Genomic DNA, 22728 nt, shown 5'->3' with positions numbered 1-22728 from the left:
GTTGTTCCCACCGGTACCCCCAGGGGGGCCCGCCGGGGGGGGGGTGGGGGGCCGCGGTTTTGCCCGGGGCGCTCGAACCCGCACGGCACACGCGCTCCGGCCGAAGGTTCGATCAGCTACCGGACGTCGTCCGCCGACGCAGCGCCGAACCCTCCGGTGACCCGGCGGCGTAATCGAGCGGGGAAGCGGGGCGTTGGGCAGGCCGTCCACGTGTGCCGGGCCCCGCCCCAGGGGTGATGCTGTTGGCGAATCTCGTCGCCGTTTGGTGATGGGAGCGGTTCTCCCAGCATGACGCCGTCTACGCGGTGTTTCGCTGAGAGAAACGCTCCAATCGTGTTGCGAGGCGGGTGCCTGGCGGCCGTCCGACGGATTCGCCCACGGCATCCCCGTGTCCGGGGCCCGGACAATGCCACCCCCGCCGCCGGTCGCACACCAGGAGACCGCGGTCCTCAAGCCGCCGGAGCGTACGCCATGCGGCCGTACGCGCCGACTGCGCGGTGACGTCGAGGTGCGTGTCGAACAGTCGCGCCCACACCATGCTGTCGTGCCCGGTGGTCCATCCGTCGGCGGCCACCTTGCTGCACGCGCCCACCACCATCAGGTACGCGCGCAGACCGCGGAGGTCGCCGTTGGTCACGAACTCCTTCAGCGGCCCGCGACGGCTCTCGGCACCGCACGACGTGGACGAAGGACGTCACAGTGCCCGACACCTTGGCACTCGTACGGGAGTTCGTCGACCAGGCGCTCGCCGCTCAGCCGAGCACCGTGGCCATGCCCGCGCAAAGTGACGGTGGACACCGTGTTCACCACGGCCGCCCCCGGCCGCAGCAGGTCACACTGCGTGGCTCAAACAGTCCGTGATCTCTAGCCCTTGACGGTGTCGAGGAAGGCCGTCCAGGCGGTGGCGGGGAAGCGGAGGACGGGGCCGTGCCCCCGGAGCGGTTGCGAGCGGTCGGTCGGGACCGTGGTGATGGGCACGGTCCCGGCCGGGCGGGGTGACGGTTCGCGCGGGCTCAGTGGTTGCGCGGGAAGCCCAGGTCGACGCCAGTGGGGGCGTCCGCCGGGTCGGGCCAGCGGGTGGTGACGACCTTGCCGCGGGTGTAGAAGTGCGTGCCGTCGTTGCCGTAGATGTGGTGGTCGCCGAAGAGGGAGTCCTTCCAGCCGCCGAAGGAGTGGTAGCCGACGGGGACCGGGATCGGGACGTTCACGCCGACCATGCCGGCCTCGACCTCCAGCTGGAAGCGGCGGGCGGCGCCGCCGTCCCGGGTGAAGATCGCGGTGCCGTTGCCGAACGGGGAGGAGTTGATGAGGTCCAGGGCCTCCTCGTAGGTCTCCGTGCGCAGGACGCACAGGACCGGGCCGAAGATCTCGTCCTGGTAGGCCTTCGCCGTGGTCGGCACCTTGTCGAGGAGGGAGATGCCGATCCAGTGGCCGTTCTCGTGGCCGTCGACGGTGTGGCCGGTGCCGTCCAGGACGACCTCGGCGCCCTCGTCCGCCGCGCCGGCCACGTAGGAGGCGACCTTGTCGCGGTGGACCTTGGTGATCAGCGGGCCCATCTCGGAGGTGGGGTCGCTGCCGGGGCCGATCTTGATCTTCTCGGCGCGCTCGCGGATCTTCTCCACCAGCGTGTCGCCGATCGCGCCGACGGCGACGACCGCGGAGATCGCCATGCAGCGCTCGCCCGCCGAGCCGTAGGCCGCGGAGACGGCCGCGTCGGCCGCCGCGTCGAGGTCGGCGTCGGGCAGGACCAGCATGTGGTTCTTGGCGCCGCCGAGGGCCTGGACGCGCTTGCCGTGCGCCGAGGCGGTGGTGTGGATGTAGCGGGCGATCGGGGTGGAGCCGACGAAGGAGACCGCCTTGACGTCGGGGTGGGCGAGGAGGCGGTCGACGGCCACCTTGTCGCCGTGCACGACGTTGAACACACCGTCGGGGAGACCGGCCTCCGACAGGAGTTCGGCGAGGCGGACCGAGGCCGACGGGTCCTTCTCGGACGGCTTCAGCACGAAGGTGTTGCCGCAGGCGATGGCGAGCGGGAACATCCACATCGGCACCATCGCCGGGAAGTTGAACGGCGTGATGCCGGCGACGACGCCCAGCGGCTGGCGGATGGACGACACGTCGACGCGGCTGGCGACCTGCGTGGACAGCTCGCCCTTCAGCTGCACGCTGATCCCGCAGGCCAGGTCGACGATCTCCAGGCCGCGTGCCACCTCGCCGAGCGCGTCGGAGTGCACCTTGCCGTGCTCGGCGGTGATCAGCTCGGCGATCTCGTCGCGGTGGGCGTCGAGCAGCGCGCGGAACCTGAAGAGGATCGAGGTGCGGGTGGCCAGGGAGGACTGGCCCCAGCTCAGGTACGCCTCCTTGGCGGCGGCGACGGCGGCGTCGACCTCCTCGACGGACGCGAACGCGACCTTCGTGGTGACCTCGCCGGTCGCCGGGTCCGTCACCGGGCCGTACGTACCCGAGGCGCCTTCGGCGGTCTTGCCGCCGATCCAGTGGTTGACGATCTTCGTCATGACCGGGAACTCCTTCACAGATGGCGGCGACGGGTGGAGACGTGCCGTTCGTACAGCTCGTGCGCTCCGGCCGCGGGCGGACGCGCCGCGGTCTCGGCCACGGGTCCATCCCACCAGGGCCGGGCGGCCGGACGGGCCCGACACAGTGTCGGCCGTTCGGGTCTCCGAGTGGACACATGACACTTCGGCGGAACCTCCGGCGCGGGGCCGCGGCGGGCGGGGAGTCGTCGCTCGCACTTCGCTCCTGCCAAAGCGAAGCGGCCTCCCGCGCCGGAGGCGATCGGTGCCGGGGTGCCGGTGGTGGCGCCCCGGGGGACGTACGGGTCGGTCATGTGACGGCTCCCGCGGCGAGTGCCGCGTCGAACTCGTCGGGGACGGGCGTGACCCAGCGGTCGTCGACGCCGAAGTCGTGCAGCGCCTCGTGGAGGCAGGTGCCGAAGGGGTCGTCGCCGGTACGGGTGATCACCACGGTACGGCGGCCGAGGCGGGCGGCGGCGACCGCGACATGGGTCGCCGAGCCGCCGAGGAACCTGCCGGAGGACGTGACCCGCGGCAGCGGTACGCCCGTCCGGAGCGGATAGAGGTCCACCCCGGTCCGCCCCATGGTGATCACGTCGTACGCCATCGCGTCCCCTTCGTACGGCTCCACTCCTGTGTGGTCCTCCCCGGTTTCTAGCCCCGGGTACGAAGCCCTGTCAATGTTTTGTCCGGACATTCGGACGAGAACGTGACGGCGCCCTCCCGGACCTCGGTGTCAGCACCCGCGGCTACCGTGCGGTGCCATGCCGAACGCGTACACCGCTCTGTGGACCAATGACCTGTGCAAATACCTTGCCCGCGAGGGCTGTGCGGGTGAGCGCCTGACCGTGATGTTCGGCGGACCGCACCAGTCGCTGCCGAGCTTCGTACGCGCCGGGGTGTGCCCGGGGGACGTGATCCATCCGGTCCGGGTCTTCCGCAAGCGGTTGTGGGTGCTCGGGGCGATGGAGGTGGGACGCGTCCTGGACTACGACACGGCGGGTGAGGAACTGGCCATGGAGGACTACCTCCGGCTCGTCCACTGGAAACCGCTGAAGGCGGGCTGCGTCAGCGAGGTCGTCGTCGGACCGCCCGGCAGCCCGCTCACCTTCGACCGTCCGGTACCGCCCGACCTGCTGGCCCGGCTCACCTACCGGTCACGGCGGGGCGAGCGGCAGATCAAGCACGTCGTGGACGGCGAACTGCGCAGCGCGGCGAGCGTGCACGGCATCTACCGGCTGGCCCCGGAGTCCGCGGACGAGTTGCGGGCACTGGTACGGGAGTCCGGCGCCGCGTGATGTCAACGTGCCCCGCCGACGGACCGGCGCGCGCCTGTGCGGCATCCCTGTCACAAACACTCCCGTACCGTCACGGGTGTCACACGTGCGCGGGCCTTCCGTCACATCCGGCGCACAACCCCTGCCCCGCCGCCGACGGGCCTCGTTCACCGGGCACAACGCATGCCTGATCACCAGCGCGCACCCGGCTCCCCCTGACGGCCGCCCCCGGCCGTCGCCGCGGTGCGCACGGGGAGGTGCCACCATGACCGACCGATCGCTGTGGTCCTACAAGGACATCGCGGCCCACATCAAGGTGCAGCCGGACACCGTCCGCTCCTATCGCAAACACGGCCTGCTGCCCCCGCCCGACCGGGTGGAGGCGGGCAAGCCCTACTGGTACGCCGACACCGTCCGGGCGTGGGTCGCCTCCCGGCCGGGCAACCGGGGCCGTGACAACGGCTGAACCTCCCGGCACCCCGCGCTCGGCTCCAGGGCTCGACCACCGTCACGCCGGCCCCGCCCCGCCCCACCCATGGCCGCGAGGGCGGGCGGGGCGGCGTCCAGGACGATGGTGTCCCGGTCCGCCTTGCGCCGTTCCGGTCGTCGCACTTGGATTCATACCCCCTAGGGGTATAACCTGAAGTCGTGGCCACGGCCACACCGACCCCATACGCCTCGACGAGGAGCAAGAGATGACCTCCCAGACCGACACCCAGGGTTCCGTCACCGCCGTCTACAAGGTGAGCGGGATGAGCTGCGGGCACTGCGAGGGCGCCGTCTCCGGCGAGATCTCCCGGCTCGCCGGCGTCAGCTCGGTGCAGGCGGTCGCCTCCTCCGGCGAGGTGACCGTCGTCTCCGCCGCCCCGCTCGACGAGGAGGCCGTCCGCGCCGCCGTCGACGAGGCCGGCTTCGAGCTGGCCGGCACGGCCTGAACGGGAGTTCCCGCTTCCGCACGGCGTGAACCGGGCCGCAGCGGCCACCCGTTCCCCGCGGCCCGGCACGCCACCGCCCCCGGAGCCCCGGGCGTCCCCGGAGCCACGGATGTTCCTGGAGTACGGACATGACCAGCACCACCGCCGCCGAGGCACCGGCCGCCGAACAGCCGGCCCGCTCGGAGGTCGAGCTGCTCATCGGCGGGATGACCTGCGCCTCCTGCGCGGCCCGCGTCGAGAAGAAGCTCAACCGCATGGACGGCGTCACCGCCACGGTGAACTACGCGACGGAGAAGGCCCGGATCAGCTACCCGCCGGGCACCGATGTCGCCGACCTGATCACCACGGTGGTGCGGACCGGCTACACCGCCGAGGAACCCGCGCCCCCGCGCGACGAGAGCGACGGGACGCCCGCCGCGGAGGCCGACCCCGAACCGGCCGCCCTGCGCCGGCGCCTCACCGGCTCCGCGCTCCTCGCCCTCCCCGTCGTCCTGCTGGCGATGGTCCCGCCCCTGCAGTTCGACAACTGGCAGTGGCTCTCGCTCACCCTCGCCGCGCCCGTCGTGGTCTGGGGCGCCGCCCCCTTCCACCGGGCGGCCTGGACCAACCTCCGGCACGGCGCGGCCACCATGGACACGCTGGTCTCCGTCGGCACGCTCGCCGCGTTCGGCTGGTCCCTGTGGGCGCTGTTCCTCGGCGACGCGGGCATGCCCGGCATGCGGCATCCCTTCGAACTCACCGTCGCCCGCACCGACGGCGCCTCCACGATCTACCTGGAGGTCGCCGCCGGCGTCACCGTCTTCATCCTGCTCGGCCGCTACCTGGAGGCCCGCTCCAAGCGCCGCGCGGGAGCGGCCCTGCGGGCGCTGATGGAACTGGGCGCCAAGGACGTCGCCGTACTGCGCGGGGGACGCGAGGTGCGGATCCCGGCGGAGCGGCTGGCCGTCGGCGACCGGTTCGTCGTACGCCCCGGGGAGAAGATCGCCACCGACGGCACGGTCCTCGAGGGCTCCTCCGCCGTGGACGCCTCCATGCTGACCGGCGAGTCCGTCCCGGTGGACGTCACCGCCGGCGACACCGTCACCGGTGCCACGGTCAACGCGGGCGGACGGCTCGTCGTCGAGGCGACCCGGATCGGCGCCGACACACAGCTCGCGCGGATGGCGCGGCTGGTCGAGGAGGCGCAGAACGGCAAGGCGCAGGTGCAGCGCCTCGCCGACCGGATCTCCGGGATCTTCGTCCCCGTGGTGCTGCTGATCGCGGTCGGCACCTTCGGGGTGTGGCTCGGCGCCACGGGCGACACCGTGGCCGCGTTCACCGCGGCCGTCGCCGTACTGATCATCGCCTGCCCGTGCGCCCTCGGGCTCGCCACGCCGACCGCGCTGATGGTCGGCACCGGGCGGGGTGCCCAGCTCGGCATCCTCATCAAGGGCCCCGAGGTCCTGGAGTCCACCCGCCGCGTCGACACCGTCGTCCTGGACAAGACCGGCACCGTCACCACCGGACGGATGACCCTCCAGGAGGTCCACGTCGCCGAGGGCACCGACGAGCGGCGGCTGCTGCGGCTCGCGGGCGCCCTGGAGCACGCCTCCGAGCACCCCGTCGCGCGGGCGATCGCCGCGGGCGCCGAGGAACGCGCCGGTGCGCTGCCGGCGGCCGAGCGCTTCGAGAACGTCCCCGGCCGGGGCGTACGCGGGCGCGTGGAGGGCCACGAGGTGGCCGTGGGGCGCCTCGCCGAACTCTTCGGGGAGCTGCCGCCGGATCTCGCCCGGGCGAAGGACGAGGCCGAACGGGACGGGCGTACGGCCGTCGTGGCCGGCTGGGACGGGGTGGCGCGCGGTGTCCTCGCGGTCGCCGACGCCGTGAAGGAGACCAGCGCCGAGGCGGTGCGCGAGCTGCGCGCCCTGGGGCTCACGCCGGTGCTGCTGACCGGTGACAACCGGGCCGTCGCCGAGGCGGTGGCGCGGAGCGTGGGCATCGACGAGGTGATCGCCGAGGTGCTGCCCGAGGACAAGGCCGACGTCGTACGACGGCTGCAGGGCGAGGGGCGCAGCGTCGCCATGGTCGGCGACGGCGTCAACGACGCGGCCGCGCTGGCTGTCGCTGATCTGGGTCTCGCCCTGGGCACCGGCACGGACGCGGCGATCGAGGCGGGCGACCTGACCCTGGTCCGCGGTGACCTGCGGGTGGCGGCGGACGCGATACGGCTGTCCCGCAGGACACTCGGCACGATCAAGGGCAATCTGGTGTGGGCCTTCGGCTACAACGTGGCCGCGCTGCCGCTGGCCGCGGCCGGGCTGCTGAACCCTATGATCGCCGGTGCGGCGATGGCGTTCTCCTCGGTCTTCGTGGTGACGAACAGCCTGCGCCTGCGGGCGTTTCATTGAGGTCTCAAGTTGGGGTGTACCCCTGTCGCCCGGTACGACCCTCACATAAGCTCTTCACACGGCTCGCGCATCTTCCTTACGCTTGGGCCCCGTGAGCGGTTTGCGGGCTCTTGCGCACCTTCGAGGGATATGCAAGAGACGCAGATCACAGTGATCTGAACGTAACCATCGAAGGGGTTCGAAGGTCTAAGTTGGCGATGTCAGGCAGCGTCTTGGGGGGCGCCGTCTGACATCTGGGGAATGTCTTGGGGGACTTTCTCCGGAGATTGCGTTGCCGGGGCACGTACCCAGCGGGGAGCTTTGAGCGGCCCTCCCGACACGTGCGCTGTCCCGGCAGACCGCACACACCGACGAGTGCGGCGGGTTCAGGTCCGCCCGTGCTCACACAGCGATTCAGGCGCTGTCCTCACAGACGCCCGGCCGGATCCCGTGGGGGGAATCCGCACCGGGACATGGGAAGGCGCCCTGGTACGTCGGCCCGTGGGGGGACCGTCGGCCGGGGCGCCTTTTCCGTTTCCGTCCACGCCAGAAGACGTTTCCGTCCACGCCAGAAGGCCCCGCACACGACCTGCGTGCACGGGGCCCGGTGATGCGGCTCGGCGGGAGCCTCAGCGCTCCTCGACGGGGACGAAGTCCCGCTCCACCACGCCCGTGTAGATCTGGCGCGGGCGGCCGATGCGGGAACCCGGCTCCTTGATCATCTCGTGCCACTGGGCGATCCAGCCCGGAAGGCGGCCGAGGGCGAACAGGACCGTGAACATCTCGGTCGGGAAGCCCATGGCCCGGTAGATCAGGCCGGTGTAGAAGTCGACGTTCGGGTAGAGGCTGCGCGAGACGAAGTAGTCGTCGGAGAGCGCGTGCTCCTCCAGCTTCAGCGCGATGTCCAGCAGCTCGTCGGACTTGCCGAGGGCGGACAGCACATCGTGCGCGGCGGCCTTGATGATCTTGGCGCGCGGGTCGAAGTTCTTGTAGACCCGGTGGCCGAAGCCCATCAGGCGGACGCCGTCCTCCTTGTTCTTCACCTTGCGGATGAAGGAGTCGACGTCGCCGCCGTCGGCCCGGATGCCCTCGAGCATCTCCAGCACCGACTGGTTGGCGCCACCGTGCAGCGGACCCCACAGGGCCGAGATGCCGGCGGAGATGGAGGCGAACATGTTCGCCTGCGAGGAGCCGACCAGGCGCACGGTGGAGGTCGAGCAGTTCTGCTCGTGGTCCGCGTGCAGGATGAGCAGCTTGTCCAGGGCGGCCACGACGACCGGGTCGAGCTCGTAGTCCTGCGCCGGCACCGAGAACGTCATGCGCAGGAAGTTCTCGACGTAGCCGAGGTCGTTGCGCGGGTAGACGAACGGGTGGCCGACCGACTTCTTGTACGCGTAGGCGGCGATCGTCGGGAGCTTGGCGAGCAGCCGGATGGTGGAGAGGTTGCGCTGCTGCTCGTCGAACGGGTTGTGGCTGTCCTGGTAGAACGTCGACAGCGCGGAGACGACCGACGACAGCATGGCCATCGGGTGGGCGTCGCGCGGGAAGCCCTTGTAGAAGTTCTTGACGTCCTCGTGCAGCAGGGTGTGCTGCGTGATCTCGCCCTTGAACGCGGAGAGCTCGTCGACGGTCGGCAGCTCGCCGTTGATCAGCAGGTAGGCGACCTCCAGGAAGGTGGAGCGCTCGGCCAGCTGCTCGATCGGGTAGCCGCGGTACCGGAGGATGCCGGCCTCGCCGTCCAGGTAGGTCACCCCGGATTTATAGGCGGCGGTGTTGCCGTAGCCGCTGTCCAGTGTCACCAGACCGGTCTGCGCGCGGAGCTTCCCGATGTCGAAGCCCTTGTCGCCGACGGTGCTGTCGATCACCGGGTAGGTGTACTCGCTGCCGTCGTACCGCAGTACTACAGAGTTGTCGCTCACGTCTTCCCTCACCGACCTAGTGCCTCATCTTCGAGGTGCCCTGACTGTCTCCACCATCCCCCACTCGGCGCAGGAGAGTGCACTCGGGGTCGACCATCGGGCCTATCGGCGGCACTGAGTGCCGCCAACTTGCCCATCCTGCCCCCTGCGTTCCCCATCCGGAAGGGCTCTGTGACCTTCGTGACTCATTTGATCGATCATTTTTTGATGACGGAGCGCTCACCGGGGCGACGCGGGGGTCGAGAGGGTCGAGAGGCGGGAACCGGTGAGGCGGAAGTCCAGCGCCGTGCACCGGCGGCCCGCCGAGACCGTGCGCACCGCCTGCCCGATCGCCTTGCGGGAGCCGACGAGGACGACCAGCCGCTTGGCCCGGGTGACCGCCGTGTACAGCAGGTTGCGCTGGAGCATCATCCAGGCGCCCGTGGTCACCGGGATGACGACCGCCGGGTACTCGCTGCCCTGGGAACGGTGGATGGTCACGGCGTAGGCGTGCGCCAGCTCGTCCAGCTCGTCGAACTCGTACGGCACCTCCTCGTCCTCGTCGGTCAGCACCGTCAGGCGCTGGTCGACCGGGTCGAGGGCGGTGACCACGCCCACGGTGCCGTTGAAGACGCCGTTCTCCCCCTTCTCGTAATTGTTGCGGATCTGGGTGACCTTGTCGCCGACGCGGAAGACCCGGCCGCCGAACCGCTTCTCGGCGAGGTCGGGGCGGCCGGGGGTGATGGCCTGCTGGAGCAGCCCGTTGAGCGTGCCCGCGCCGGCCGGGCCCCGGTGCATGGGGGCGAGGACCTGCACGTCCCGGCGGGGGTCGAGGCCGAACTTCGCCGGGATGCGGCGGGCCGCGACGTCCACGGTGAGCCGGCCGGCCTCCTCGGTGTCGTCCTCGACGAAGAGGAAGAAGTCCTTCATGCCGTCGGTGACGGGGTGCTGCCCGGCGTTGATCCGGTGGGCGTTGGTCACCACACCGGACTGCTGGGCCTGGCGGAAGACCCGGGTGAGCCGGACGGCGGGCACGGGGCTGCCATCGGCGAGGAGGTCCCGGAGCACCTCGCCGGCGCCGACGCTGGGCAACTGGTCCACGTCGCCGACGAAGAGCAGGTGGGCGCCCGGGGGCACCGCCTTGACCAGCTTGTTCGCGAGGAGCAGGTCCAGCATGGACGCCTCGTCGACCACCACCAGGTCGGCGTCCAGCGGCCGGTCCCGGTCGTAGGCGGCGTCGCCGCCGGGCTTGAGCTCCAGCAGGCGGTGGACGGTGGAGGCCTCGGCGCCGGTCAGTTCGGCGAGGCGCTTGGCGGCGCGTCCGGTCGGGGCGGCGAGAACGACCTTGGCCTTCTTGGCACGGGCCAGCTCCACGATCGAACGGACCGTGAAGGACTTGCCGCAGCCGGGGCCGCCGGTGAGGACGGCGACCTTCTCGGTGAGCGCGAGGCGGACGGCCGCCTCCTGCTCGGGGGCGAGGTCCGTGCCCGTACGCCCCTTCAGCCAGCCGAGCGCCTTGTCCCAGGTCACGTCCCGGAAGGCGGGCATCCGGTCCTCGTCGGTACGGAGCAGGCGCTGGAGCTGGGCGGAGAGGGCGTTCTCGGCCCGGTGGAAGGGCACGAGGTAGACGGCGGTGACGGGATCGCCGCCCTGCGGGTCGGGCACCTTCTCGCGTACGACGCCGGGGTCCTCGCCGTCCTCCGCCGGCTCGGCGGCGAGTTCGGCGAGGCACTCGATGACGAGGCCGGTGTCCACCTGGAGCAGCTTCACCGCGTCGGCGATCAGCTTCTCCTCGGGGAGGTAGCAGTGGCCCTGGTCGGTGGCCTGCGAGAGGGCGTACTGCAGACCGGCCTTCACGCGGTCGGGGCTGTCGTGCGGGATGCCGACGGACTGGGCGATCTTGTCGGCGGTGAGGAAGCCGATGCCCCAGACGTCGGAGGCGAGGCGGTACGGCTGGTTCTTCACGACGGAGATCGAGGCGTCGCCGTACTTCTTGTAGATCCGTACGGCGATGGAGGTGGAGACCTCGACGGTCTGGAGGAAGAGCATGACCTCCTTGATCGCCTTCTGCTCCTCCCAGGCGTCGGCGATCTTCTTGGTCCGCTTGGGTCCGAGCCCGGGGACCTCGATGAGGCGTTTCGGCTCCTCCTCGATGATCTGGAGCGTGTCCAGCCCGAAGTGCTGCGTGATGCGGTCGGCGAAGACCGGCCCGATGCCCTTGACCAGGCCGGAGCCGAGGTAGCGGCGGATGCCCTGCACCGTGGCGGGCAGGAGGGTCGTGTAGTTCTCGACGTGGAACTGCTTCCCGTACTGCGGGTGCGACCCCCAGCGCCCCTCCATCCGCAGGGACTCCCCGACCTGCGCACCGAGCAGCGCGCCGACGACGGTGAGCAGATCACCGGCGCCCCTGCCGGTGTCGACACGGGCGACCGTGTAGCCGTTCTCCTCGTTGGCGTAGGTGATCCGCTCCAGGACGCCTTCGAGGGTGGCGAGCCGGCGTTCACCGGGGGCCGCGGGGGGCTGGTTGGACATGATCCGACGGTACCGGTGGGGTGTGACAGCGGTGCACGGTCCGGCAGGATCAAGCGCACGTGCGGTGCGACCCGGCCTGCGGAGGGGAACCATGGGGCTGACCTACGGCTACGACATCTACCTGCGTCCCCGGAACGTCGCGAGGGCGCTGGCCGCCGTGGCCGAGCTGGCGCCCCCTGCCCGTGACGTGCCGCCGCTCGACGTCACGCTGCCCGGCGGCGAGCAGATCGTCCTCCCGTTCACGTCCGGCTTCGGCAGCGAGCCGGTCGACTGCTCCACGAGCGAGATGCTCGACCTGGACACGTCCCTCATGTTCGGCATCGATGACGCGGTGCGCGCGTACGGAAAATCGTCCGGTCTGCCGCCCGAGGAGAACGGAAGAGTTCGGATCGGGTACGTCTACCTGACGGTCCGGTTCAAGTCCTTCCTGGACCCCGGGTACACGGCCCTGGAGTTCTGGGCGGCGACGTCGGGCATGAGCCGCCTGTTCGAGCGGTCGGCGAGCATCAGGAAGACGTTCACCGACCTCGCCACCGCCGTCGGCGCCGCGTGCTGCCAGTTCGACCGGGGCGACGGGAGCCCCGAGGAGGTGTGCTGGCTCAGCGAGGATGCGGCGTTCCCCCCGGCTCCTTCAACACCTGGAGGAAGTGAGTGAAGGCCGCGAGAGGGAAGGCGAGTGTGGCCCGGGCGGGGGCCTTGCTGTCGCGGACGGCCACGTGGGTGGGCGACGTGGCTATCTCTACGCATTCGTTGCCGTCGCCCGGGCCCGAGTGGGACGACTTACGCCAGTTGTGCATGGGGTCTCAGAACTCCTTCACCAAGCTGTGGATGAAATCCCGCGACTGTCCGGGATCGAGTGACGCGGCCTCCACCTTAAGAAGAGTTGTTCGATAGGTGTTGAGCTGAGCCTCGGAATCGATGAAGGCCGAGCCGTGCAGCGCGTCACGGACCACGGTGTCGAGTTTGGGCAGGGGGCCGCCCACGTACGTCATCGTGCTGGAGGCGTCGGCGAAACCGTCCAGGTCGAAGGGGATGACGCGCACGGTGATGTGTTCCGCCTCGGAGAGCTCCAGAAGCCGTGCGAGTTGAGCTCTGGAGGTGGCACGGTCGCTGACTCTGATGCGGAGCGCCGCTTCGTGGATCACCGCTTCGTAAGGAATGGCGAACCTCTGGCGCGCCTTGCGATGCTGGATGCGCAACTCCAGTTCCTCGGAAGTTAGTTCCGGCAACCGGGCGGAGAAGACGGCACGTGAGTAGTCCTCCGTCTGGAGCAGTCCCGGTACATAGAGGATCGCCACGTGGCGAAGGAACCGGGCGTGATGCTCCAGCTCGGACAGGTCCAGGAACGACGTGGGCAGAGAGCCCCGGTACTCCTCCCACCAACCGTTCGTCCGTTCGACGGCCATCGCGACGAGGGCATCGATGAACTCCTCATCGGTACACGCGTAATGGGAGGCGAGGCGGCGAACTCGCTGCTCGCTCACGCCCGCGAGCGCGGACTCAATGTGGGTGATCTGCGCGGGGGCCACCCCCAACAGCGCGGCTGCTTCGCCGGAGTTGAGTCCCGCTGCTTCACGGAGCCTGCGCAGTTCAGTCGCCAGTCGTACCTGACGTGCCGTCGGTTTGCGCCTTTTCACCATCGACTGGCCCTTTTCACACGTCCGTTGATGCAACTCGTTCGGCGTCAGATTACGCGATCGACTTGCCGCGTCCCTAAATTTAGATCTACCGTCAGTGACGCGACGCACACCGTGCGACACCGGTTCACCGGAAGCGCACCGTTCCGTCCTGTCTTGACGGCTGCGGCAATGACGCCGGGGCCGCTTCCACCTCCCCACGCCCGAAACGGAGTTCCGCATGCCCGAAAACGAACCGTGGGAGTACTCCCTGTACATCCCCCACGACCTCCGCGCCGTCACCGTCAGCCGCCGTACCCTCCGCCTGATCCTGACCATGCACGGACTGATCCGCCTCGTCGACGTCGCCGAACTCCTCGCCACCGAGCTGGTGTCCAACGCCGTGCGGCACACCAAGGGCCCCGCCGGCCTGCGCGTGCACTGGTCGCCGCCGGGGACGTTGCGGATCGGGGCGTGGGACGCGGACCCTCAACCTCCGGAGCCGCCGAGGCCGTTCGAAGGTGAGGCGGAGGGCGGGCGGGGGCTGGCGCTGGTGCGGGCCTGCGCCGACGTGTGGGGGTGGCAGCCGCTGGCCAGACAGGGCAGCCAGGGCAAGTACGTGTGGTGCGAGCTGTCGGCGGCCTGACAGGCGGCCGCAAGCAAATGGCTTGCCCGTGCGCGGCTTCCCGCGGATGCTCGGCACTCATGAGCAGGAGTGAAGTCGACCGGCGGCTCGTGGCGGCGGTTCAGGCCGGGGACGGCGAAGCGGTGCGGGCGTCGTTGGACGAGGGTGCCGACCCGAACGCGCTGGGCGACGACGCGCTGCCGGTGCTGTGCACGGCCGTCGCGGCGTTCGGTTCTGTCGTCGCCGATGTACTGGTCGAGGGCGGGGCCGATCCTGACCGGGCGTTGCCTGACGGGACCACACCACTGTGGCGAGCCGTCGACGGCGGCTCCCCGGCCGTCTTCACCGCCGTACTCGGCAACGAGCCCCGGCTGCGGCTGCCCGAGGAAACCCGGGAGCGGCTGCTCGCCCTGGCCCGGAGCTGGTACGAGACGGGTACGGTCGAGGAATTGCGGCGCCGTACGGGCGCGTCGGGGCCGGCACGCACGGTCCGCCTGCCGGACGCACCCGACGACATCGAGTGGATCGGCCAGGTATCGCTCGGCGGCCTCGTCGCGCGAACCGGACACGGTGGCATCCTGACCGCCCTGGAGAGGGCCTTCGGCATCCCGACCCCCGTGGACGAACTGATCACCCGGGCACTCGACCAGCCGGACGGGCAACACGCCAACTGGTGGCAGGTGCTCCTGGTCCTCCTCGATCGCCCGAGTCTCGAGACCTGGGAGGCCGTGGTGGCCCACCGCCACCACCCCGACCGGGCACACCGCCGTTTCGTGGCGGAGTACCTGCGGACCCGGGGAGTGCTCGTGTACAACTCCCCGTACGCGGAGCAGGAGGGTGGCTTCCTGGCCTCCTGGGCGGCGGAGGAGACGGACGTCGAGATGCTCGTGAAGGTGCTGGAAGCCTTCGCCGAGTACGAGCATCCCGGCCTGGAGGATGCCGGACTCCGTCATGCCGGTCACCCCGGCGCCCGGGTCCGCCGACAGGTGCCCGGGCTCTTCTGGACCTCCGAGGGCACGTCTCTGACACCCCCTGCCAGGGCCGCGCTGCTCGCCCTCACTCGGGACCCGGACGCCAGGGTGCGGCTTCTCGCCGGCAAGACGGCCGTCCGCGACGACGCCTTGCTCACCCCTGCCGTCCAGACGTTGCTCGCGCTGGCCGACGGCCCGGACGCCGGACTACGAGGGGAGGCAGCGGCGCTCCTGGCTTCGTGCCCGGACCACTCGCCCGTGGTCGCCGACGCCCTGTTCGCGCTGCTCGACGAGGACGATCCGCTCACCTGCCTGGAAGCCGCCTACGGCCTCGCCCTGCGCGACGACCCACGCACCGCCGAGGCGTACCGACTGATCAGAGACCGCGACATCGGCGACACCGACGACCACCGGTGGTGCAAGCTGTGGGACTGGCAGTACGACAAGGAACGCTCGGCCGCCGAGTGACGGACCCGGCCCGTCGGAACGCGGCGAGCATGTCACGGGTCCCGGTCCGGGAGACCGCCCCGAGCGGCCTGCGCGTCACGACGTGGGCGCGGGCCTGGTGAGTGGTCCGGCGGACGGGCTCCTGCCGACGGCGTCGGTGCTCTCGTCGTGGGCGGGGTGGAACTGCTCGCCACGGAGCCCGTCTCCAGCGCCGCGTCAAGCGTGAGGGCTCACTCACGGCCGTCGCCGCCCCGCACATACGCTCCCGCGCGCGCTGCGGCCGCCGCGGCCTCGGCGGCCTGGTCCGCGGCTGCTTCGTCGAGGGGGGCGCCGGTGGTCAGCAGGCGGTAGTAGAGGGGGGCGGAGACGGCGCGGATCACCTCGTGGACGTCGGTGCCCTCGGGGACCTCGCCCCGGTCGACGGCCTGTTGGACGCAGGGCGCCCACTCCCTGACGCGGATGTCGTAGAAGCGGTGCAGGGCCTCGGCCGTCTTCGCCTCGCAGGTGGCGGCGGCGATCACCGCCTTGAACAGTGCTCCTTGCCGCGGGTCGGCCAAGGTGCGTTGCACGAGCCGGGCGTTGGCCTTGAGGTCACCGGGCAGCGAGCCGGTCTCGGTGCGCGGCAGTGACTGCTCGGCCATGTCCAGCAGCAGATCGGCCACCAGGCCGGTCACCGTTCCCCAGCGGCGGTAGACGGTGGTCTTGCCCACCTCGGCGCGGCGCGCGATGTCGGCGAGGTCCAGGTGGGCGAAGCCGTGCTCCGCCAAGGCGTCCCCGGCCGCCCGCAGCACCGACGCCCGCACCCGCGCCGTGCGCCCACCAGGACGGACGGTCCCCGGATCCGTACCCTCAAACCCCATAACGGGACTCCAGTTCCATTAATCGCTCACACCTGCTACCTTGAGGTCCACACTAACGGAACTCCAGACCCGTTAGCCAGGTCGTGTGACGAGAGAGGAACAGCCATGGAGTACAGGCGGCTGGGCGCATCCGGCCTCAAGGTCCCCGCACTGAGCTTCGGCGCCGGCACCTTCGGCGGCCAGGGGCCGCTGTTCGGCGCCTGGGGCAATACGGACGCGCGAGAAGCGCGACGTCTCGTGGACATCTGCCTCGATGCCGGGATCACGATGTTCGACACCGCCGACGTCTATTCCGGCGGGGCCTCCGAGGAGGTGCTCGGCGAAGCGATCAAGGGCCGCAGGGACCAGGTGATCGTGTCCACCAAGACCGGCCTGCCGATGGGCGACGGCCCCGGCGACGCGGGCACCTCTCGTTCACGCCTGATCACCGCGTGCGAGGACGCCCTGCGCCGGCTCGGCACCGACTACATCGACCTGTTCCAGCTGCACGCCTATGACGCCGGAACGCCGGTCGAGGAGGTCCTGTCCGCGCTCGACGATCTCGTACGGGCGGGGAAGGTCCGCTACCCCGGCATCTCCAACTTCTCCGGCTGGCAGGCGATGAAGTCCCTCGCGAGCGCGGAGAGGTACGGCCGGCCGCGCTATGTCGCGCATCAGGTCTACTACTCACTCATCGGCCGCGACTACGAGTGGGAGCTGATGCCCCTCGGGCTCGATCAGGGCCTCGGAGCCCTCGTCTGGAGCCCGCTCGGCTGGGGACGGCTCACCGGCAAGGTCCGCCGCGGCCGGCCGCTCCCGGCCAACAGCCGACTGCACCGCACCGCGGACTACGGCCCGCCGGTCGAGGACGAACTCCTCTACCGCGTGGTCGACGCCCTCGACGAGATCGCGCAGGAGACCGGCAGGAGCATCCCGCAGATCGCCATCAACTGGCTGCTGCGGCGACCGACCGTCTCCTCCGTCATCATCGGCGCCCGCGACGAGGAGCAGCTCCGCCAGAACCTCGGCGCCGTCGGCTGGACGCTCACGCCCGACCAGACGGCGAAACTCGACGCGGCGAGCGGCCGGACGGCGCCCTACCCGCACTTCCCCTACCAGCGCCAGGAAGGCTTCGCCCGCCTCAACCCGCCCGTTGTCGCACCTCCGTCCGCCGCGTGAGGACCAGCGCTGGAACCGCTCGGCGCTCCCGCCCGGCAGCCCGGCCTGGACACCACCCTGACCGGGGAGATCTCTTCCGTCCCGCGGGAGGCCGGGCGGAGCGGCGACGCCTCACTGCGAGCCGCGGCGGCCGTCGCCCACTACCGGTTGACCGGTGACACCGCCCCGGCACTTCGCACCTTCGAGGAGCTGCTCTCGGCGGCACAGGGCCCGACACACTGGCACCTGGGCCGCCTCCAGCCCCTCGGCAGTGCCGCCGCACCCCTGCTCTCCCTCGTCGAACCGATGCTGACAGCGCGATACGAGTGGACGCGGGCGACCGCCGCCGAGGCGCACTACTGGATCACCGGCTCCCCGGACGGCGCTGTCCCCGTCCTCGCCGAGCTGGTCGGTCCCAGTCCGGTCGGCCTTCACGCCCTCAAGGCCCTCGCCGTCATCGGCCGGACCCCCGAGGAGCTGCGCCCGACCCTTCGGGCCTGCGCCTTTTCCCCGCGCCGCCTGCTCAGCGCCACCCCCTTCTCCGAGGACCACGAGGACGAGGAACTCCGCGCAGCCGCCTGGAGCCTGCTCACTCCCTCCTGAAAAGCGAGAGCATCTCGGCCTGCGGTGTTCACGCTCCGCTCATTTGAGTGCGCAAGTTGCATTCGTTCGCCGGATGCTCACCCTTTCCCATGAGGTGAGGGGGTGTGGGCCCCTGGGAGATCCTGTCCCGTCGGGTGATGCGGTCGAGACGTGGACGCGCCGCGAACCCCGCCGCACTCGCCCACCCCGGTCACGATTCGATTTCGGCCACCCTCACCCCCTTGCGTCCATCCCGTGTAATCGATTCCAATCCCCCGTGTAATCGATTCCACGAGGAGGTGGAGCGGTGATGGCGAGCATCAAGGATGTCGCTGCCGAGGCGGGGCTCTCCGTTGCCACGGTGTCGCGGGTGCTGAACCAGCATCCGTCGGTCAGCGAGGACGCCCGCCGACGCGTGACGGCCGCCGTCGAGGCGCTGGGCTACCGTCCGAACGCCGTCGCCCGGTCGCTGCGCACCGATCAGACCCGCACCCTCGGGCTGGTGATCAGCGACGTGATGAACCCGTACTTCACCGAGCTGGCCCGCTCCGTCGAGGAGGAGGCCCGCGCGCTCGGGTACAGCGTGATCATCGGCAACGCCGACGAGCGGCCCGATCTCCAGGACCACCACGTGACGACGCTGCTGGACCGGCGTATCGACGGACTGCTCGTCTCCCCCACCGACGGCGGGTCGCCCCGCATGCTGGACGCCGCCCGCGCGGGGACGCCGATGGTGTTCGTCGACCGGTGGATCCCCGGCGTGGACGTGCCCGTCGTCAGGTCGGACGGGCGCGACGCCGTGCGGGACCTCGTGGCGCATCTGTACGCCCTCGGGCACCGGCGGCTGGCGATCATCGCCGGGCCGGCCGCCACCACCACCGGCCGCGAGCGCGTGGACGCCTTCCGGGAGGCGCTCGGCGCGTACGGGCTCGCCCTCCCCGACGCCTACATAGGCCAGGGCGACTTCCAGGCCGACAGCGGGCGCCGGGTCACCGAGGGCTTCCTCGATCTGGCCGAGCCGCCCGAGGTCGTGTTCGCCGCCGACAACCTGATGGCGCTCGGCGCGCTGGACGCCGTACGCGCGCGAGGGCTCCGCGTGCCCGACGACATCGCGCTGGCCGCGTTCGACGACGTCCGCTGGTTCGTGCACACCGATCCGCCGGTCACCGCCATAGCCCAGCCGACCGGCGCGCTGGGACGGGCCGCCGTGCGCGCGCTGGTCGACCGGATCGAGGGCAGACCCGGTGAGTCCGTGACCCTGCCCGCCCGGCTCGTCGTACGCCGCTCGTGCGGTGAGCCGACGCCCCCACAGTCCCCCGTACAACAGTCCCCCGTACAAAGGAGTACGTCGTGAGCAACCCGGACGAGTTGCTGCGCATCGAGGGCATCCGCAAGACCTTCCCGGGCGTGGTCGCCCTCGACAGCGTCGACTTCGACCTGCGCCGGGGCGAGGTGCACGTTCTCCTCGGTGAGAACGGCGCGGGCAAGAGCACCCTCATCAAGATGCTCTCCGGCGCCTACACGCCCGACACCGGCCGGATCACGGTCGGCGGCGAGGAGGTGCGCATCCACGGTGCGCAGGACTCCGAGCGGCTCGGGATCGCCACCATCTACCAGGAGTTCAACCTGGTCCCCGATCTGACGGTCGCCGAGAACATCTTCCTCGGGCGGCAGCCGCGCCGGTTCGGGATGATCGACCGGAAGAAGATGGACGCGGACGCCGAGGTGCTGCTCGAGCGCGTCGGCATCAACGTCTCTCCCCGTGCCCGCGTGCGCGAACTCGGTATCGCGCGGCTGCAGATGGTCGAGATCGCCAAGGCGCTCAGCCTGGACGCGCGTGTGCTCATCATGGACGAGCCGACCGCCGTGCTGACCTCCGAGGAGGTCGAGAAGCTGTTCGCGATCGTGCGGCGGCTGCGCGAGGACGGTGTCGGGATCGTGTTCATCACCCATCACCTGGAGGAGATCGCCGCCCTGGGGGATCGGGTCACCGTCATCCGGGACGGCCGCAGCGTCGGGCAGGTGCCCGCCGCCACGCCCGAGGACGAGCTGGTACGGCTCATGGTCGGGCGGTCGATCGAGCAGCAGTACCCGCGCGAGCGTGCCGAGGCCGGTGACGCGCTGCTCAAGGTGGAGGGGCTCACCCGGGACGGTGTCTTCCACGACGTGGGTTTCGAGGTGCGGGCCGGTGAGGTCGTCGGCATCGCGGGGCTCGTCGGGGCCGGGCGGACTGAGGTCGTCCGGGCGGTGTTCGGCGCCGATCCGTACGACGCCGGAGCCGTGCACGTCGCGGGCGCGCCGCTGCGGCGCCACGACGTGAACGCCGCCATGGCGGCCGGTATCGGGCTGGTGCCCGAGGACCGCAAGGGGCAGGGGCTGGTGCTCGACGCCTCCGTCGAGGAGAACCTCGGCCTGGTCACGCTCCGGTCCTCCTCCCGCGCGGGGCTCGTCGACCTCAAGGGGCAGCACGAGTCGGCCGAGCGGATCGCCGGGCAGCTCGGGGTGCGGATGGCCGGGCTCGGACAGCATGTGCGGACGCTCTCCGGCGGCAACCAGCAGAAGGTCGTCATCGGCAAGTGGCTGCTGGCCGACATCAAGGTGCTCATCCTCGACGAGCCGACGCGCGGCATCGACGTCGGCGCCAAGGTCGAGATCTACCAGCTCATCAACGAACTGACGGCCGCCGGCGCCGCCGTGCTCATGATCTCCAGCGATCTGCCCGAGGTGCTCGGCATGAGCGACCGGGTCGTGGTCATGGCGCAGGGGCGCGTCGCGGGTGAACTCCCCGCCGACGAGGCCACGCAGGACGCCGTGATGGCTCTCGCCGTCAGTACTCACACCAACGGAACGGAGGCCTCCCGTGGCCACTGACACGCTCAAGGGCAAGCCGGGCGCGCAGGGCGGCGCCACGGCCGGCCTGCGCCGCCTGCTGCTCGACAACGGCGCGCTGACCGCGCTGATCGTCCTCGTGATCGCCATGTCGGCGCTGTCCGGGGACTTCCTGACCGCCGACAACCTCCTCAACGTCGGCGTCCAGGCCGCCGTGACCGCGATCCTCGCCTTCGGCGTCACCTTCGTGATCGTCTCGGCGGGCATCGACCTGTCGGTCGGTTCGGTCGCCGCGCTGTCCGCCACCGTGCTGGCGTGGAGCGCGACCGAGGCCGGGATACCGGTCGTCCTCGCGGTCCTCCTCGCCATCGCGACGGGTATCGCCTGCGGTCTGGTGAACGGTTTCCTCATCTCGTACGGGAAGCTGCCGCCGTTCATCGCGACGCTGGCCATGCTGTCGGTGGGGCGCGGTCTGTCGCTCGTCATCTCGCAGGGTTCGCCGATCGCCTTCCCGGACTCGGTCTCGCACCTCGGTGACACGCTCGGCGGGTGGCTGCCCGTGCCGGTGCTCGTGATGATCGTGATGGGGCTGATCACCGCGTTCGTGCTCGGCCGGACGTACATCGGCCGTTCCATGTACGCCATCGGCGGCAACGAGGAGGCCGCGCGGCTTTCGGGCCTTCGCGTGAAGCGGCAGAAGCTCGCCATCTACGCGTTCTCCGGCCTGTTCGCCGCCGCCGCGGGCATCGTGCTCGCCTCCCGGCTGTCCTCCGCGCAGCCGCAGGCCGCGCAGGGCTACGAGCTGGACGCGATCGCCGCGGTCGTCATCGGCGGTGCCTCCCTCGCGGGCGGCACCGGCAAGGCGTCGGGCACGCTGATCGGCGCGCTGATCCTGGCGGTGCTGCGCAACGGGCTCAACCTGCTGTCCGTGTCCGCGTTCTGGCAGCAGGTCGTCATCGGTGTCGTCATCGCGCTGGCGGTGCTGTTCGACACGCTGCGCCGCAAGGCGGGCGCGACCACCCCGGCGGCCGGGGCGTCCGGGAACGGGAACAGGGGCAAGCAGGCACTGACGTACGTCATCGCCGCCGTCGTCGCCGTCGCGGTCGTCGGCGCGACCTCGCTGCTGCACAACGGGTCCTCGGCCGGCAGGACGCAGAAGATCGGCCTGTCGCTGTCGACGCTCAACAACCCGTTCTTCGTGCAGATCCGCAACGGCGCCGAGGAGGAGGCGAAGAAGCTGGGCGTCGACCTGACGGTCACGGACGCGCAGAACGACGCCTCCCAGCAGGCCAACCAGCTGCAGAACTTCACCAGCGGCTCGCTCTCCGCGGTCGTCGTCAACCCGGTGGACTCCGACGCGGCCGGTCCCGCGGTGCGCGGCGCCAACAAGGCCGGCATCCCGGTCGTCGCCGTGGACCGCGGCGTCAACAAGGGGGAGACGGCCGCGCTGGTCGCCTCCGACAACGTCGAGGGCGGCGCGCTGGGCGCGAAGGCGCTCGCCGAGAAGCTCGGCGGCAAGGGCACGATCGTCATCCTCCAGGGCCAGGCCGGCACCTCCGCCAGCCGGGAGCGCGGCGCGGGCTTCGCGGCCGGGCTGAAGGAGTACCCGGGCATCGAGGTCGTCGCCAAGCAGCCCGCGGACTTCGACCGCACCAAGGGCCTGGACGTGATGACGAACCTGCTCCAGGCGCACCCGGACATCGACGGTGTCTTCGCGGAGAACGACGAGATGGCGCTCGGCGCGATCAAGGCGCTCGGCTCGAAGGCCGGGAAGTCGGTCCAGGTCGTCGGGTTCGACGGCACGCCGGACGGGCTGAAGGCGGTCGAGGCCGGCACGTTGTACGCGTCCGTCGCGCAGCAGCCGTCGGAACTCGGCAGGATCGCGGTACGGAACGCGCTGCGGGCCGCCGAGGACAAGAAGGTGGAGAAGACGGTGAAGGTGCCGGTGAAGGTGGTCACCAAGGAGAACGTGGCCGGCTTCGAGGGCTGACACCGGACGCGAGGGCACAGAGGCATCGGGGCGGGGGGGCACGTCTACCCCCCCCCCCCCCACACCGAAGGGGGGGGGATTCTAGTAAGGCAAACACCAACAGGTGGGGGGAGAGGGCCACTCCGCCCA

The 22728-nt window shown here is 70.7% G+C and carries 19 protein-coding genes and 1 pseudogene; 12 read left to right on the top strand and 8 right to left on the bottom strand.

Features of this window, described 5'->3' with window-relative positions:
• Positions 1-298: 298 nt before the first annotated feature.
• From ACFXAE_RS30215 to ACFXAE_RS30205, 3 genes and pseudogenes are all read right to left on the bottom strand, one after another.
• Positions 299-637, bottom strand: coding sequence for a hypothetical protein (locus ACFXAE_RS30215; protein ID WP_384720772.1), 339 nt, complete (start codon positions 635-637; stop codon positions 299-301).
• 376 nt (positions 638-1013) lie between these two features.
• Entirely contained in the window at positions 1014-2516 is a 1503-nt protein-coding gene (gene mmsA, locus ACFXAE_RS30210) for a CoA-acylating methylmalonate-semialdehyde dehydrogenase (protein ID WP_384720769.1), read from the bottom strand.
• 370 nt (positions 2517-2886) lie between these two features.
• Positions 2887-3141, bottom strand: a pseudogene (locus tag ACFXAE_RS30205) (PfkB family carbohydrate kinase); the annotation flags it as partial.
• A 157-nt stretch (positions 3142-3298) separates the two neighbouring features.
• Here ACFXAE_RS30205 and ACFXAE_RS30200 point away from each other — a divergent pair.
• The 4 genes from ACFXAE_RS30200 (at position 3299) to ACFXAE_RS30185 (ending at position 7133) form a co-directional block, all read left to right on the top strand.
• Positions 3299-3832, top strand: a complete 534-nt coding sequence (locus tag ACFXAE_RS30200) for a hypothetical protein (RefSeq protein WP_384720766.1) — start codon at positions 3299-3301, stop codon at positions 3830-3832.
• Positions 3833-4076: 244 nt separating this feature from the next.
• Positions 4077-4277: a helix-turn-helix transcriptional regulator gene (locus ACFXAE_RS30195; RefSeq protein ID WP_384720764.1), complete on the top strand. Its 201-nt coding sequence runs from the start codon at positions 4077-4079 to the stop codon at positions 4275-4277.
• A 229-nt stretch (positions 4278-4506) separates the two neighbouring features.
• Positions 4507-4746 carry a heavy-metal-associated domain-containing protein gene (locus ACFXAE_RS30190; RefSeq protein ID WP_384720761.1) on the top strand — a complete coding sequence of 80 codons (240 nt, stop codon included), beginning with the start codon at positions 4507-4509 and terminating at the stop codon, positions 4744-4746.
• A gap of 128 nt (positions 4747-4874) precedes the next feature.
• Entirely contained in the window at positions 4875-7133 is a 2259-nt protein-coding gene (locus ACFXAE_RS30185) for a heavy metal translocating P-type ATPase (protein WP_384720758.1), read from the top strand.
• Between the two features lie 608 nt (positions 7134-7741).
• Here the strand turns inward: ACFXAE_RS30185 and ACFXAE_RS30180 are convergent.
• Both ACFXAE_RS30180 and ACFXAE_RS30175 read right to left on the bottom strand, forming a co-directional pair.
• Entirely contained in the window at positions 7742-9031 is a 1290-nt protein-coding gene (locus ACFXAE_RS30180) for a citrate synthase (RefSeq protein ID WP_383345163.1), read from the bottom strand.
• A gap of 219 nt (positions 9032-9250) precedes the next feature.
• Entirely contained in the window at positions 9251-11542 is a 2292-nt protein-coding gene (locus ACFXAE_RS30175; protein ID WP_384720755.1) for an ATP-dependent RecD-like DNA helicase, read from the bottom strand.
• 91 nt (positions 11543-11633) lie between these two features.
• On the opposite strand from ACFXAE_RS30175, the gene ACFXAE_RS30170 reads away from it, so the two are divergent.
• Positions 11634-12197 (top strand): hypothetical protein, encoded by a 564-nt coding sequence (locus ACFXAE_RS30170; protein WP_384720752.1) that lies wholly within the window; start codon positions 11634-11636, stop codon positions 12195-12197.
• Here ACFXAE_RS30170 and ACFXAE_RS30165 read toward each other — a convergent pair.
• Positions 12142-12339 (bottom strand): DUF397 domain-containing protein, encoded by a 198-nt coding sequence (locus ACFXAE_RS30165; protein ID WP_384720749.1) that lies wholly within the window; start codon positions 12337-12339, stop codon positions 12142-12144. The two genes, ACFXAE_RS30170 and ACFXAE_RS30165, sit on opposite strands and share 56 nt — an antisense overlap.
• A gap of 6 nt (positions 12340-12345) precedes the next feature.
• Positions 12346-13182 carry a helix-turn-helix domain-containing protein gene (locus tag ACFXAE_RS30160; protein ID WP_384720746.1) on the bottom strand — a complete coding sequence of 279 codons (837 nt, stop codon included), beginning with the start codon at positions 13180-13182 and terminating at the stop codon, positions 12346-12348.
• Positions 13183-13399: 217 nt separating this feature from the next.
• Here ACFXAE_RS30160 and ACFXAE_RS30155 point away from each other — a divergent pair, with 217 nt between their 5' ends.
• The gene (locus tag ACFXAE_RS30155) at positions 13400-13804 is read left to right on the top strand and encodes an ATP-binding protein (RefSeq protein WP_384720743.1); all 405 of its coding nucleotides are present in this window, start codon (positions 13400-13402) and stop codon (positions 13802-13804) included.
• Between the two features lie 59 nt (positions 13805-13863).
• Positions 13864-15222 (top strand): hypothetical protein, encoded by a 1359-nt coding sequence (locus ACFXAE_RS30150; protein ID WP_384720740.1) that lies wholly within the window; start codon positions 13864-13866, stop codon positions 15220-15222.
• A gap of 209 nt (positions 15223-15431) precedes the next feature.
• Here the strand turns inward: ACFXAE_RS30150 and ACFXAE_RS30145 are convergent, their stop codons facing one another.
• Positions 15432-16061 carry a TetR/AcrR family transcriptional regulator gene (locus ACFXAE_RS30145; RefSeq protein ID WP_384720737.1) on the bottom strand — a complete coding sequence of 210 codons (630 nt, stop codon included), beginning with the start codon at positions 16059-16061 and terminating at the stop codon, positions 15432-15434.
• 105 nt (positions 16062-16166) lie between these two features.
• Here ACFXAE_RS30145 and ACFXAE_RS30140 point away from each other — a divergent pair, with 105 nt between their 5' ends.
• The 5 genes from ACFXAE_RS30140 to ACFXAE_RS30120 all read left to right on the top strand — a co-directional run bounded on the left by ACFXAE_RS30140 (position 16167) and on the right by ACFXAE_RS30120 (position 22599).
• Positions 16167-17219, top strand: coding sequence for an aldo/keto reductase (locus ACFXAE_RS30140; protein WP_384720734.1), 1053 nt, complete (start codon positions 16167-16169; stop codon positions 17217-17219).
• Between the two features lie 147 nt (positions 17220-17366).
• A complete protein-coding gene (locus tag ACFXAE_RS30135; protein WP_384720731.1) occupies positions 17367-17801 on the top strand; it encodes a hypothetical protein in 435 nt (144 codons plus the stop codon).
• A gap of 289 nt (positions 17802-18090) precedes the next feature.
• Positions 18091-19134, top strand: a complete 1044-nt coding sequence (locus ACFXAE_RS30130; RefSeq protein ID WP_384720728.1) for a LacI family DNA-binding transcriptional regulator — start codon at positions 18091-18093, stop codon at positions 19132-19134.
• Entirely contained in the window at positions 19131-20651 is a 1521-nt protein-coding gene (locus ACFXAE_RS30125; RefSeq protein ID WP_384720725.1) for a sugar ABC transporter ATP-binding protein, read from the top strand. The genes ACFXAE_RS30130 and ACFXAE_RS30125 overlap by 4 nt, the downstream gene beginning before the upstream one ends.
• Positions 20641-22599, top strand: a complete 1959-nt coding sequence (locus tag ACFXAE_RS30120; RefSeq protein WP_384720722.1) for a substrate-binding domain-containing protein — start codon at positions 20641-20643, stop codon at positions 22597-22599. Before ACFXAE_RS30125 ends, ACFXAE_RS30120 begins: the two co-directional genes overlap by 11 nt.
• The last annotated feature ends 129 nt before the right edge of the window (positions 22600-22728 follow it).

Origin of the sequence: Streptomyces sp. NPDC059454, assembly GCF_042749965.1 — a bacterium.
Classification (GTDB): domain Bacteria; phylum Actinomycetota; class Actinomycetes; order Streptomycetales; family Streptomycetaceae; genus Streptomyces.
This window is presented reverse-complemented; position numbering and strand designations above follow the sequence as displayed.